The 13884-nt window shown below is 63.8% G+C and carries 13 protein-coding genes; 8 read left to right on the top strand and 5 right to left on the bottom strand.

Annotation, left to right across the window (positions count from 1 at the left end):
* The first annotated feature begins 7 nt into the window (after nt 1-7).
* The 8 genes from VGG89_16145 to VGG89_16180 all read left to right on the top strand — a co-directional run bounded on the left by VGG89_16145 (nt 8) and on the right by VGG89_16180 (nt 6384).
* On the top strand, nt 8-904 hold the full coding sequence (locus tag VGG89_16145; GenBank protein ID HEY1978083.1) for a DUF5996 family protein: 897 nt from the start codon (nt 8-10) through the stop codon (nt 902-904).
* Nucleotides 901-1350, top strand: a complete 450-nt coding sequence (locus tag VGG89_16150; protein ID HEY1978084.1) for a secondary thiamine-phosphate synthase enzyme YjbQ — start codon at nt 901-903, stop codon at nt 1348-1350. The genes VGG89_16145 and VGG89_16150 overlap by 4 nt, the downstream gene beginning before the upstream one ends.
* Entirely contained in the window at nt 1347-2783 is a 1437-nt protein-coding gene (locus VGG89_16155) for a PQQ-binding-like beta-propeller repeat protein (protein ID HEY1978085.1), read from the top strand. Before VGG89_16150 ends, VGG89_16155 begins: the two co-directional genes overlap by 4 nt.
* The gene (locus tag VGG89_16160) at nt 2783-3124 is read left to right on the top strand and encodes a DUF190 domain-containing protein (protein HEY1978086.1); all 342 of its coding nucleotides are present in this window, start codon (nt 2783-2785) and stop codon (nt 3122-3124) included. The genes VGG89_16155 and VGG89_16160 overlap by 1 nt, the downstream gene beginning before the upstream one ends.
* Nucleotides 3121-3510 carry a fluoride efflux transporter CrcB gene (gene crcB / locus VGG89_16165; GenBank protein HEY1978087.1) on the top strand — a complete coding sequence of 130 codons (390 nt, stop codon included), beginning with the start codon at nt 3121-3123 and terminating at the stop codon, nt 3508-3510. Before VGG89_16160 ends, crcB begins: the two co-directional genes overlap by 4 nt.
* 82 nt (nt 3511-3592) lie before the next feature.
* Complete coding sequence (locus VGG89_16170) at nt 3593-4585, top strand: adenosine kinase (GenBank protein ID HEY1978088.1); 993 nt, start codon at nt 3593-3595, stop codon at nt 4583-4585.
* Between the two features lie 6 nt (nt 4586-4591).
* On the top strand, nt 4592-5515 hold the full coding sequence (locus tag VGG89_16175; protein ID HEY1978089.1) for a proline dehydrogenase family protein: 924 nt from the start codon (nt 4592-4594) through the stop codon (nt 5513-5515).
* Nucleotides 5512-6384, top strand: coding sequence for a dihydrodipicolinate synthase family protein (locus VGG89_16180; GenBank protein ID HEY1978090.1), 873 nt, complete (start codon nt 5512-5514; stop codon nt 6382-6384). Before VGG89_16175 ends, VGG89_16180 begins: the two co-directional genes overlap by 4 nt.
* Here VGG89_16180 and VGG89_16185 read toward each other — a convergent pair.
* The 5 genes from VGG89_16185 to galK are packed head-to-tail and all read right to left on the bottom strand — an operon-like array spanning nt 6368 to nt 13863.
* The gene (locus VGG89_16185) at nt 6368-7474 is read right to left on the bottom strand and encodes a patatin-like phospholipase family protein (protein ID HEY1978091.1); all 1107 of its coding nucleotides are present in this window, start codon (nt 7472-7474) and stop codon (nt 6368-6370) included. The genes VGG89_16180 and VGG89_16185 overlap by 17 nt on opposite strands.
* 50 nt (nt 7475-7524) lie before the next feature.
* Nucleotides 7525-9228 carry a beta-galactosidase family protein gene (locus tag VGG89_16190; GenBank protein ID HEY1978092.1) on the bottom strand — a complete coding sequence of 568 codons (1704 nt, stop codon included), beginning with the start codon at nt 9226-9228 and terminating at the stop codon, nt 7525-7527.
* Nucleotides 9225-10226 carry a UDP-glucose--hexose-1-phosphate uridylyltransferase gene (locus VGG89_16195; GenBank protein HEY1978093.1) on the bottom strand — a complete coding sequence of 334 codons (1002 nt, stop codon included), beginning with the start codon at nt 10224-10226 and terminating at the stop codon, nt 9225-9227. The genes VGG89_16190 and VGG89_16195 overlap by 4 nt, the downstream gene beginning before the upstream one ends.
* Nucleotides 10227-10261: 35 nt before the next feature.
* Complete coding sequence (locus VGG89_16200; GenBank protein ID HEY1978094.1) at nt 10262-12811, bottom strand: MBOAT family protein; 2550 nt, start codon at nt 12809-12811, stop codon at nt 10262-10264.
* A complete protein-coding gene (gene galK / locus VGG89_16205) occupies nt 12808-13863 on the bottom strand; it encodes a galactokinase (protein HEY1978095.1) in 1056 nt (351 codons plus the stop codon). Before galK ends, VGG89_16200 begins: the two co-directional genes overlap by 4 nt.
* Nucleotides 13864-13884 lie beyond the last annotated feature (21 nt).

Here is a 13884-nt window from a genome sequence, read left to right on the forward strand (position 1 = left end):
GCCTGGGATGGAGCGTTGGCCCGAACTTCGCTACGACGATTGGAAAGATACGCAGCAAACGCTGCAGATGTGGACGCAGATCGTCGGAAAGATCCGGCTGCGTCAGGAGCCGCTGATCAATCATTGGTGGAACGTCGCGCTGTACGTCACGCAGCGCGGACTGACGACCTCGCCAATGCCGTATCGCGATGGCCGGACGTTTGCAATCGACTTCGATTTCATCGACCACGTGCTGCGGATTACCGACTGCGATGCGAACGCCCGCGAGCTCGCGCTCGAGCCGATGAGCGTCGCGGCGTTCTACGGTAAAATCATGCACGAGTTGGCCGTAATGAACTTTCCGGTGCGGATCAATACGAAGCCAAACGAGGTCGTCGAGGCGATTGCGTTCGAGGCCGACGAGACGCACGCGTCGTACGATCGCCGATACGTCGAGCGCTTCTGGCGCGCACTCGTGCAGATCGATCGGCTTTGCAAAAAATTTCGGGCCGGCTTTCTCGGTAAAGCCAGCCCCGTGCACTTCTTCTGGGGCAGCTTCGATTTGGCCGTGTCGCTGTTCTCGGGACGCCCAGCGCCCCCGCATCCCGGCGGCTTTCCTAACCTGCCCGATCGCGTGACGCGCGAAGCGTATTCGCATGAGGAACAGAGTTTTGGCTTCTGGCCCGGCGGTAACGGTGCGGAGGCTGCCTTTTACGCATACGCGTATCCGGAGCCGGCCGGCTACGCGCAAGCGACGGTACGCCCCGAAGCCGCGGGTTGGAACGCGCAGATGCGCGAGTTCCTGTTGCCCTACGAAAGCGTACGTACGTCGGCCGATCCCGACGATGCAGTGCTTTCGTTTTTTACCTCCGCCTACGATGCAGGTGCCGGGTCGGCACGCTGGGAGGGCGGCCTGCGACGATGAGCGATCTGATTTCGCATACCGAGTACCAGACGATCCAAACACCGGCGCGTTACGAGATTCGCGACATCACCGAAATGGTCGAACGCGCGCGGGCAAACGCCGGGCTATGGGACGGGTTCGTGCTCGTGAGCACGATGCACATCACGTCGAGCATCTTCGTCAACGATCACGAATCGGGTCTTTGGCAGGACATCATGACGTGGCTCGAAGAGCTCGCGCCGCAAAAGCCGCAGTACCGGCATCACCTCACCGGTGAAGACAACGCCGACGCACACCTCAAGCGCATGCTGCTCGGTCATCAGGTGATCGTGCCCGTCACGAAAGGAAAGCTCGATCTCGGTCCGTGGGAACGCGTGCACTACGGCGAGTTCGACGGTTGCCGTCCCAAGCGGGTTCTGCTCAAAGCGCTAGGGATAGCGGAAGAAGGTCGAAGCACACGCTCGTGAGACTCGCAGGCCGCTTCGCCCTCGCGCTGCTCGTTGCGGCCGCAACGGCAACCACCGCTCGTGCCGAGGATTGGCCGCTGTTCGGGCACGATTCGGCGCGCACCGGCGTCGATGCCGGCGGTACGGCGATTACCGCGTCCAACGTTCGCCGCTTGCGTATGCGCTGGCAGGTTTCGCTCGGTACCACCGCCGATTCGACGCCGATCTTTCTCGAGCGCGTCCCGATTCACGGCCGAGTTCGCCCGATGCTCTTTCAGACCGACAAGAGCGGCGTGACGTACGGCATCGACGCGTTGACGGGGCTCATTCGCTGGCGGTTTCGCACGCACGGTCCGAACATCACGACGTCGACGCCGGCAGCGGATCCCACGGGTTTGGCCGTGTACGTTCCGGGTGTCGACGCAATGCTGCACAAGCTCGACGCCGCGACGGGTCGCGAGTTGGGAGCGCCCGGTTTCCCGGCGCGCATCACGCGCATGCCGCAAACCGAAAAAGACGCGTCGGCGCTCAATCTCGCCAACGGACGTCTCTATGCAACGACGTCGGGCTATTACGGCGACGCGCCGCCGTACATCGGTCACGTCGTCAGCGTTCGTTTGAGCGACGGAGGGACGCACGTATTCAACTCGCTCTGCAGCGATACGACCGGGTTGCCCGGACCGAACACGTGCCCGGCAAGCGACTCGGGCATTTGGGGACGCGGCGGCGCCGTCGTCGATCCGGATCCGTCGATGCACGGCGCGGTCTACGCAGCGACCGGTAACGGTGAGTTCGACGTCCGTGACGGCGGCAGCGACTACGGCGACTCGGTGATCGCCGTCAGCGCGGACGCAACGCAGTTATTCGGTCACTATACGCCCAGCGACTACGCGCAGCTCGATAGCGGCGACGTCGACGTGGGCAGCACGTCGCCGGTGGTATTGCCGCGCCAGCCGGGAAGCCGAACGCCGCTGATGCTCGCGCAGGGCGGTAAAGATGCGATTTTGCGCCTGGTTAACCGCGATCCGCTGCCGGGCATCGCGCACGAGCTGCAGCAAATTTCGCTCCCGCAAGGGCTCTTTTCGACGCCCGCCGTGTGGACCGAAGGCAATCGCACGTGGCTCTTCGTCGGGCTTTCGCAGGCGGTCGATGCGTACGTTCTCGTCACCAACGCCAACGGGGAGAGCCGCTTGCGCGGCGTTTGGCATTCGCCGGCAGGCAGCACCGGCGGCGAGGGCACGTCGCCCGTGGTGAGCAACGGCGTTGTGTTCGCCGCGTTCGACAACCAAATCGTGGCGCTGAGCGCCCATACCGGCAGAACGCTCTGGTCGAGCGCTCGGCGCAGTGCGTTGCGCTCGATCGGCCCAGTGCATTGGGAAAGCCCGATCGTCGTCGACGGCGCCGTCTTCTGCTCCGACGAGAACGGCCACCTCACCGCGTACGCGCTGCGGTAGTGGAGCTTACCAGCGCTGGGCGCGCGACGCTCATGCGGATCTTCGTCGACGAGGCCGATCGCAGCGACAAAGGGCCGCTGTACGCGGCAATCATCGAGGAGCTGCGCCGCAACGGATTTGCCGGCGCGACCGTGCTCAAGGGCATCGAGGGCTTTGGCGCGCATCGCGAGGTGCACGCCGCGCGCAGCGTCGATTACGCGAGCAATCTCCCGGTGGTCGTCGAGGTGGCCGAAACCGAGGAGAAAATCCAAGCGATCGTTCCGGTGCTGTGCGCAATGATCCCCGAGGGGCTGATCACCCTCGAGCGCATCACCATGCGTTTGATCGGTAAGGCGCCGTGAATCGCCCGGTTGAGCTGTTGGCGGTTTTCGTCGGCGGCGGCTTGGGTTCGCTCGCGCGCTATCTCACCGGTCTCGTCTTCCTACAACGTTTCGGACCGGGCTTTCCCTACGGAACGCTCGCCATCAATCTCGCGGGCTGTTTCTTGATCGGTATCGTCGCCGAGCTCGCGCAGACGCGTGCGTTCGGCATCGGGTCCAGCGCGCGGTTGTTCCTCGTCGTCGGCGTTCTCGGCGGCTTTACGACGTTTTCAACCTTCGCCTACGATGCCGTCACGCTCGCCGGCGAGGCGCTTTCGATTCCGGCGATCGTCTACGTCTTGGCCAGTGTCGCCGGCGGTATCATCGCCGCCTTTGCCGGCATCGTCGTGGTGCGTTTGTCATCCTGACCGTAGCGCCCAAAGGGCGCGAAGTCGAAGGGCAGGCGCATCGGTCAAAGGGCAGGCGCATCGCAGGTAGAAATCGCCCGCCATGCCGCAACCAACCCTTGACGTCGTCGGTATCGGAAATGCGATCGTCGACATTATCGCATCGGCCGACGATGCATTTCTCGAAACGCACGCCATGTCAAAGGGCGGCATGATGCTCGTCGACCAGCAACGCGCCGAAGCGATCTACGCGCGAATGGGCCCCACGATGATCTCGTCGGGGGGATCGGCCGGCAACACGATCGCCGGTATCGCATCGCTGGGCGGCCGTACCGGTTACATTGGGAAAGTCCGTGACGACGAGTTCGGCAACGCGTTTCGCCACGATATCACGGCGGCGGGTACGATCTTCCGCACCCCCGCGGCGACTGAAGGTCCGGCGACCGCGCAGTGCCTGATACTCGTGACACCCGATTCGCAGCGCACGATGAACACCTACCTCGGAGCTTGCGTCAATATCGGGTCAGACGATATCGACGAAGACCTCATCCGTTCCGCGCAGTACACGTATCTCGAAGGGTATCTCTACGACGATCCGGCCGCCAAGCGCGCGTTCCATGCGGCCGCCGAGGTCGCGCATTCCGCTAAGCGTTGCGTCGCACTGTCGCTTTCGGACGCCTTCTGCGTCGAACGGCACCGCAGCGATTTCCTCGCGCTGGTCGAACATCACGTCGACGTGCTGTTCGGCAACCGGGGCGAGATCGAAGCGCTCTTCGAATGCGGATGGGACGAAGCGATCGCGCACCTCCGGCCGCTCACCGATCTCGCGGCGATCACGCGCGGCCCCGGCGGTTCGGTCGTCATCACGAAAAACGACGTCATCGAAGTTGCCGCCGAACCCGTCGATCGCGTCGTCGACACGACCGGTGCCGGCGACCTTTATGCCGCCGGCTTTCTGTTCGGCTTGACGCGAGGCGTCCCGTTGCGCGAGTGCGGACGTTTGGGGAGCATCGCCGCAGCCGAGATTATCGGCCACTTTGGCGCCCGCCCGCAAACGCCGCTGCACACGTTGGTACCGGCAGCGACGTTATCGTAGAGCGAGATGCTCGACCGTCCTTTGCGCGCTGCGATTCTTGCCGCCGCCGATAATACGGCCGTTCGCCGCGTCGTGACGCGCTACGGTTTCCGCTTGGGAGCCGCGCGTTTTGTTGCCGGGGAGAGCGCCGACGACTTCCTACGCGTGGCCGCCGATCTCAACGCACAAGGCTTTGCGGTTGCGTGCGGCATTCTCGGCGAAGGCGTTCGCGATCGCGCAGAGGCAACGGCGGCGGCCGATACCTATTGCGAGCTTTTGCGGACGTTTGCCGCACGCAGGCTCGATGCCAACGTTGCGTTCAAGCTGACGCACGTGGGCCTCGATCTCGATCCCGAACTTGCCTACGATAACGCGGCCCGGATCGCGCAGGCCGCGCTCGATACTGGCAACACGATGCGTATGGATATGGAACAGTCGCGCTACGTCGATTCGACCCTCGCCACGTACCGCCGGCTGCGCGAGCGCTTCGAGAACGTTGGCTTCGTTCTGCAGTCGTGCTTGCACCGTTCGCTCGACGATCTTCGGGCGCTGACGCCGTTGCGTCCCAACGTTCGGCTGGTCAAGGGCGCGTATCTCGAGCCGCCGGAAATCGCCTTTCCGAAGAAACGCGATGTCGACGATAGCTATTTGCGCCTTGCCGAGAACGCGCTGTCCAACGAAGGATACACGTGTATTGCGACGCACGATCCGGCGATCGTGGAGCACGTGCGCGCCTTCGCGGCGCGCAAGGGTCTTCCGAAACGAGGCCGGTTCGAGTTTCAAATGCTCTACGGCATTTCCACACCACTGGCACGCAAGCTGATTGATGAGGGATACCGCGTGCGCCTGGCCGTACCGTTCGGCAGTTTTTGGTTTCCCTATCTCATGCGGCGCCTTGCCGAGCGCCCCGCCAATCTGGCGTTCTTCCTGCGCGGAGCTTTGGGGCGATGAGCGCGTTGCGTAAGGGCGTGTGGTCGGCGGTGTTGACCCCGGTCGACCGGCAGCTGCGACCCGACCCGCGCAAAGCCGTCGAGTATTACGACTGGCTGCTGCACGAGGGCATCGATGGTCTCAACGTGCTCGGCAGCAACGGCGAAGCGCCGTCGTTCGGCACCGGCCAACGGATTCGCTATATGGAAGCGATCGCGCAAAGCGGTCTTCCCCGCGACCGCATGATGATTGGAACCGGTACGACGTCGCTCGAAGATACCGTGCGTCTCACGCAAACCGCGCTCGACTGCGGATTTGCCGCCGCGCTGATCATGCCGCCCTTTTTCTTTCGCGACGCGGGCGACGACGGCGTCGTCGCATTTTTTGCGGCTCTACTGGCAAGGATCGACGATCCGGGACGACGCTTGATGCTGTACAACTGGCCGGCCGTGAGCGGCATCACGTTCCACACGGCTCTCGTCGACCGGCTGATCGGCGAGTTTCCACACGCTATTTGCGGCATGAAAGACACGTCCAACAACGAGCCGCTCCAGCGCGACGTCCTCGCGCGTCATCCCGACTTGGCCGTTTTTCCGAGCTCCGAAGAGTTTCTCACGACGGCGCGTGAGTACGGCGCATCGGGCTGCATTTCGGGTTCGGTCGCGCTTTGGCCGCAGCTCTCGCAGCGCGTGTGGCAAACCGGTGAGGGCGCCGAACGCCTGGTGCGACTGCGTCACTGCATCGCCGGACCGAACATGCTCGTGCGGGTGCGCTACCTTACGTCGCGAATGCGCGACGACGATGCGTGGGAACGTCCGATGCCGCCGCTCGTGCCGATGACGATGGAAGAGAAGGGCGCGCTCGAAGCGGCCGTCAGCCGCTGCGCTTGAGCGCGGTATTCCCGAAGACCCGGCGCAACGTCTCCCAGAACGTGTCGGGCGCCGATGCGAGAGCGGCCGGCAGAGCCGGCGTTGCCGGAAGCATCACCCGCGGCACCACGCTGCCGTCTTTGACGCCTCGCTCGAACGCGCAGACGAGCGCATCGCGATCGTCGAACGCCAGCATATCGAGTTCCAGCGGTTTTTCCGGGCGAACTTGACGAATGGTGATCTGCCGCTTGTCCTGAGCTCCTCCCAGGCGCACGATTTCGTTGGTAGCCTGCGCGATGCGCAGCTCGTAGTCGATCAGGCGCTGTTGCCAAAGCGTCGCAATGTTGTAAGCCATCTCCGCCAGGCCGAGCGTCGATCCTTCGGCCAGCGCATTGCGCTCGCAATCGACGAAGACGACGGTGACTTCGGTCGCGCCGTTATCGACCGCTATGCCGAGCGGCGACGTATGCACGATGCAGCCGTCGGCGTAAAGGTTGTGCTGCTCGCCGAATGCTAACTCGACTGGGCTGAAGAGCCCCGGCATCGCCGACGATGCCAGCAGCGCCATGACGAAGTTCTCGCGGGTCAGGTCGTGATATTCGGTGAGTCGCGCTCTGCGCGGCATGTCCACGTCCTTGACGAACGCCCGGAAGACGGCGGCCGACGCTTGTGAGGCGTTGGTGGCGCCGATGAGCAGTGACGTCTGCAAGCAATCGAAGTCCACCATCTTCCCCAGCGCTTCGTGGACGGCGGCCAAACTCGACTTATGGTACTCACCAAGCTTGCGAAGGAACGGCAGCGCTGACGCCGCGCGCGCCACCCCCATCGCGTCGCGCCACGGGTTGCCGTAGCCGATCGAGCCGACGTGATCGATCAGGCGCCGCAGGCGCGGTACGTGTGGAAAGAGCTCGCGGGCGTGGGTCGGAAACTCCTGGTGCCAAAAGCGTTCGAGCGCGTTCTCTACCGTGCCGGCTGCAATGAGCGCTGCGTTGATCGCGCCGATCGAGACGCCGCAGATCACGTCGTATCGCTCGCGCTGGAGAAGAGCAGATGCGACACCTGCCTCGTAGGCACCGTGCGCTCCGCCGCCGCTCAGAACCAACGCTTTCATCTTATTAGATTATCGGCTTATCGCAGGTATGCGTAAACGCCCTTCCTACTTCATAAAGCTCTAACGAATGGGCCGTTTGCCCCTCTTATATAGGCCTTGCGTACGCCGGCAGTCTCAAAAACGATGACTTCATTTACGCCTGGGCGCAGCCAGGCGCCCGGGACGTAGAGCGCGTCTTGCGGTCCGGCCGACCAGTACCGGCCGAGGTTTCGCCCGTTGACGAAGAGCACACCCTTGCCGAAGCCGCGCATGTCCAAAAACGTATCGTGCGTCTGCGAAACGTCAAACGTTCCGCGGAAGAACGCGGGCGCGGCCCGCACGCCGCCGTCGAACTTCAGCGGCGAAAAATCGTCGAGCGGCAGCGGGAAGATTTGCCAGTCGAGCAGTTCGCCGCCGTTGTAACGTACCGACCGTTCGATACCCTTACGCTCGGCCTCGATGAGCGGACCGTAGTTGATTCGGCCGCAGTTTTCTACCAGGATATCGAGCGTTGCGCCGGCGGGACGCGCGGGGAGATGCAATCCGGTCGAACCGGTGCGACGGTCCAAGCTGCCGGCAACGGCGCCGTCGAGCATGACCGTTGCGTAGTCGCGCACCGCGTCGATCTCGAGCAGCCCGGCGCAAGCGTCCCCAAGCGTCGTTCGATAGAGCGCAAATCCGAACGCTTGTCCGAACGCTTCCATCGACTGCGGCCGCTCGACCCGGACCGCGTCGCGCAGCAGCGGTTCGAGCGAAGCGCACTCCTGCAACGCGAACTCCTCGATCTCCAGGATCTGCGGAGCCGGCGGTACGGGTCGCAGCGGCACCTTGCGAACCGCGGCGATCGCATCGCGAAAGGCAAAGTATTTTGGCCGCGGCCGCCCCGCTTCGTCAATGGCCGCCAGATAGTCGTAACTCGTCGTCACGGGCGCGTACGGCTCGCGCTCCGAACCGTTGGCGCCGTTGGTGAAACCGAAGTTGGTGCCGCCGTGCAGCATGTACACGTTGAACGAACAGTCGGATTGCGCCATCCACGCCACGTCGCGAATCTGCTGGGCGTCGTCGCGCAACTGGTGCGGTTCGCCCCAATGATCGAACCAGCCGGCCCAGTATTCACCGCAGATCGGACGCTGCAGCGGCCGCAGCTCGCGCAGGATCGCCAAGTCTCGCTCGGGGTCGCCGGGGGCAAACGTCGATGCGACGGCGATATCGGCAAGTGCGCCGCGTCCGACGTCGCCCGGCTGATCGACGGTGTAAAAAGGCGATTCGCCGAAGCCGGCGTCGTCGAGTGCGGTACGCATCGCCGATAGGTAGGACGCGTCGTCGCCGAACGCACCGTATTCGTTTTCAAGCTGCACGGCGACGATCGGGCCGCCGCGCGAACGCTGCAGGGGCGCAAGCTCCGTTCCGAGCCGGCGCAGCCATCGCCGTACCGGAGTCATGTACGAATCGTGCGCGGTGCGCAGGCGCATCTCCGGATTTGCCAGCAGCCACGCCGGCAAGCCGCCGAGATCCCACTCCGCGCACACGTACGGCCCCGGCCGCAGCACGACCGCCAGTCCGCACTGGGCAGCGAGCCGGACGTATTCGGCGACGTCGTTAGGCCCCGCGAAATCGAAGCGCTCCGGTTGAGGTTCGTGCAGATTCCAGAACACGTACGTCGACACGGCGTCGAGCCCCATGGCGTACGCCATCTCCAATCGCGCGCGCCAGTATTCCCGCGGTATTCGCGGGTAATGCATCTCGCCGCTGAAGAACTGGCCGCCGGCGATCACGCGTCGCGTAAGTGCTTAGCCGCGTCCTCGGCGGTGAGATCCCGTTGCGGCTGCCCCAGCATCTCGTAGCCGACCATGTACTTGCGAACGCTTGCCGAGCGCAGGAGCGGCGGATAGTAGTGTGCGTGCGCGTGCCATTCGGCATGCTCGTCACCGTCGCACGGCCGTTGATGAAAGCCCATCGAATACGGAAACGGTACGCCGAACAGGCGATCGTACCGGGTGACGAGCGTCTTGATGGCGCGCGCGAGGCTCGCGCGCTCTTGAGCATCGTACTCGTCGAGCGATCCGCGGTGCCGTCGTCCGAGAATCATCGCTTCGAACGGCCACGTTGCCCAGAACGGCACCATCACGACCGTGCGATCGTCGAGGTAGATAAGCCGCTCCTTCCGCTCGACCTCGAAGGCGGCGTACGCGCAGAGCAGACACTCGCCCGACGTTTTCCAATGCTCGCGTAAGGATACGCATTCTTTCGCGAGTTCGTTTGGAATCGACGACTCGGCCCAGATTTGTCCGTGCGGATGCGGATTGCTCGCACCCATCATCGAGCCGCGATTCTCGAAGATCGTCACCGCGTTGACGAAGGGCAGCGCACCGAGTTCTTCATATTGTGCCGCCCAACAATCGACGATCTCCACGATCTCGCTCTCCGGCATCGATTCGAAGTGCAAGTCATGGCGTGGCGAGAAGCAGAGAACGCGGCATTCCCCGGCAACCTCTTGCCGCACGACGATGTCGTCCTGAGCGTGTCGAACGGCTGGAGTGACCTCGGGTACTAATGCCGGGAAGTCGTTTTCGAACACGTACGTCGACGTGTAGTGCGGATTGCGTTCATGGTTCGCGCGTTCGTTGCCGGGGCAGAGGTAGCACGTAGGGTCGTAACGCTGCGCCGCCGGTACCGGCGCCTGAGATCGTTCGCCCAGCCACGGCCGCTCGATGCGATGCGAAGAAACCAGCACCCACTCCCGCGTCAATGGATTGAATCGCCGCTCGGCCATCCGAGCCTATTTGCGCGCCGGCACCGCTATGTCATCTAGAACTTGAAGTAGATGAAGGTCTCGGCGGCGCCGGGCCACGAGAATAGCTCGGCTCCCAGCAGCATCGCAGTAATGGCGCTCGCTTGCGCAAACCGAGGAAGGGCGGCCCACGTAAAGCGTACGGCGTTTTCGCCCAGCGCGATGCGCACGATCCCAAAGAGTACGACGGCACCCGCGATCACGGCGCACCAGCCGGCAATCGTCGAAGATCCCGGACCGCCGGTGAACATTGCACGGTAGATTTCGAACGCTTGCGAAAAGCTCTGCGCTCGGAACGGAATCCACGCGAGCGTGACCGCGGTGAACGTGAGCAGCGCTCGCAGCGCTACCATCGGCCGGTTTGAAGGATTGACTTTGCCGATGCCGGTGATGCGCTCGAAGGCTAAGAACAGCCCGTGCAAACCGCCCCATGCAACGAAAGTCCACTGGGCACCGTGCCAAAGGCCGCCGAGCAGCATCGTGATCATCAAGTTGCGTATCGTGCTCAGCCGGCCGCCGCGGCTTCCGCCCAGGGGAATGTACAGGTAGTCGCGCAGCCACGTCGAGAGCGTCATGTGCCAGCGATGCCAGAAGTCCGTGACGCTCGTTGCGAGGTACGGCAGATTGAAGTTCTCCGGAAAGACGAATCCGAAGAGCCGCGCGGTTCCGACGGCGATATCGGTATAGGCGGAAAAATCGAAGTAAATTTGCATCGAAAATGCAAAGGCGGCGGTCCACGCCGCGGGCGCACCCGGGTGAGCGCCGCTTGCGCCGAAATAGGCGTCGACGGCCGGCGCAAACTGATCGGCGATCGCCAGTTTCTTGAAAAGCCCAAAAGTGATGCGGCCGGCGGCGTAGGCCACGTCGCTTGCGTTCGGAGGCTTCCAATGCAGCAGCTCGCCGAAGAACAGCCCCGCGCGTACGATCGGGCCCGACAGCAGCTGCGGAAAGAACGCGATATAGAGCGCGTAATCCGGCGCGCTGCGGATAGCCGGCGTCTTGGCGCGGTAGACGTCGACGAGATACGAGATGCTTTGAAAGGTGTGGAAGCTGATGCCGATTGGGACGATCCAATTGACCAGCCACGGATCGGGATGAACGCCGAACAGCGCCGAGATCGTTGCGGTGGTGAGGTTGGCGTATTTGAACGTACCTAAGAATGCGAGGTTGGCGGCGACGCCGGCCGCCAACAGCAGCCGCCGGCGGCGCCCGAACGTTCGTTCCAAGGCCAAGGCAATAAAAAAATCGCTCGCGGTCAGCGCGAAGAGAAAAACGACGTACCACCCGTTCCAGGCGGCGTAGAAGACGTAGCTTGCGATCAATAGCAAGTATCGCCGCCACATCGTCGGTAGCACGTAGAAAAACGCGGCGACGATCGCGACCAAAACGGCGGCGCCGATGCCCCAGCGCATCGATTGTATTGGGAACTGCAGCGTGGACGCCGGCGGCATGGGCCCGATCAACGAATGCTGTGGCGGGGCCGAGCCGGCGAGCGCGCGCGCGACGTCGCGACCGAGAAGCTCGCTAAAGCGCAGGCTGCCGTCGCGATTGAGATGATCGTGATCGGCGAAGAGTGCCGGCTGCTCCAAGCTCATGTAGCCTTGAGCCGGCAACAGGCGTGCGAGCCCGCTCCGTGCGAGCGCCTTCAACGACGCCCCGAGCGCCTCGCCGGAGTTTCGGTGCGCTGGGCGCGTCGGAATGCGCACGAAGATGACCGGCGTGCCCGCCGCAACGTAGCGCTTCACGATCGGATAGAGCCACTCGCGGCGATACGCCGCATAGGTTGGGCTGGCGTGTGGGATCCTCAGAACCTGCGCGGGCATGGCCGCGCGCACCTCCGGTGTAACGCCGGGCGGGTATTGAATCTGATTCCGGCGGAAGTCGACGCGCATTCCCTCGAGCGTCTCCTCGCGCGGATGCCATACGAGCGGCGCATAGAACGGCTTCGCACGAGCTCGCGCGATGGCGGCGAACCGGGCGCCGGGATCGGCGGCAAAGGCCTGAATGTCGTCGCGCAGAATCGGCCCGCGCAACAATAAGTCGAGGCCGGTCGTGAGCTGCATGGTCAGCCCGTCGAAGGTTCCGGCAATCTTCGGAATCTGTGCCGGCGCGACCGCAAAAACCAAGTAGTGTAAGTCTTGCTCGCGCTGGTCGCCGTCAATGCTTCCGATGGCGCTGTCGTCGTCGGCGTAGGTATCGACCGGAATGACCAAGGCGTGAAAGCGCCGTGCCGTCGGATCGATTTCGTGCAGGAAGTAATACCAGCATCGCGGCGTCGTTCCGCGGACGCCGCCGTTAACGAAACGCAGCTCTCCTCCGGCAGCAGCAGCCGCCGTCGCCGGATCGAGCCCCGAGTAGATGCGAGAGTCGCCGACGACGAGTACGTCGGTGCGTGGGTTCGCCGTGAAGTCGAGCAAAACGCGGCGCGCCGCCTCGAAGTCGCCCGCGCTCGAATCCGGGTCGACCACGTTTCGATAGATGGGCGTGTAGAAGAGCAACGCGTCGGCAGCAACAAAGAGCAGCACCGCCACAAGCAGGACGTTGGAAAGACGCACCAAGCGCTTCATCCGGACGTCGCTCCGTCGACGGGCGTGCCGTCGTAGAGGCTGGGTACGATACCGGTAGCGACGCGATACTCGCGCGCGATGCGTTCGCGAAACGCGTCCGCCGAAGCGGCCGCTAGGAGATTGACGGTACAGCCGCCGAAGCCGCCGCCCGTCATCCGCGCACCGTATACGCCGTCGCAGCCGCGAGCGATGCCGACCATCGTATCGAGTTCCTCGGCGCTCACCTCGTAATCGTCGCGCAAGCTGTCGTGGGACGCGTTCATGAGCGCACCAAACTGTGCGAGGTCGCGGCCTTCGAGCGCCTTTGCCGCCTCTAGCACGCGCGCGTTTTCGGTCACGACGTGGCGCGCCCGCCGGAAGAGGACGGGGTCGAGCTCGGCTTCGTGACGCAGTAATTCGTCGAGTGAAACGTGGCGCAGCGAAGTGAGGATCGGATACCACTGCCGCAACGCCAGCACTGCTGCTTCGCACTGCTCGCGGCGTTTGTTGTATTCGCCCGCGGCTAGCTCGTGCTTCACCATAGTATTGCAAATCACGATACGAGCGGATCGGGGGACCGGTAGATAGCGGTGTTGCAGCGTCTCCGTGTCCAAGAGTATGGCACGGTCGCGTTCGCCGAAGAGCACCGCGTATTGATCCATAATGCCCGAGCGAATGCCCACATGCTCGTGCTCGGCGCGCTGACAGATCCTAGCTAGCGCCACGCGATCGATCTCCGCACCGGCAATGCCGAGCGCGCCCAAAGCGACCGCGACTTCGAACGATGCCGACGAGCTCAAACCGGCGCCGATCGGGAGGTCCCCGCCGGCCTCGATATCGATGCCGCCCACCGCGACGCCGGCGCGCCGCAACTCGAGCACCACACCCTCGGCGTACTTGATGGCTCTATCGTCGTGCGGTTTTGCGAGCACGACACGGTCGTCGGCGCGCGCCTGCACCGTCACTTCCGTGTAATAGCCGATCGCGCACGGCATGACGAAACCGTCGTTGTAGTCGGTGTGCTCGCCGATGAGGTTCACGCGCCCCGGCGCGCGCCCGGCACTCGCGCTCAATATGCCGGGACCTCGTCGCCG

Source organism: Candidatus Baltobacteraceae bacterium (assembly GCA_036488875.1).
Classification (GTDB): domain Bacteria; phylum Vulcanimicrobiota; class Vulcanimicrobiia; order Vulcanimicrobiales; family Vulcanimicrobiaceae; genus JAFAHZ01.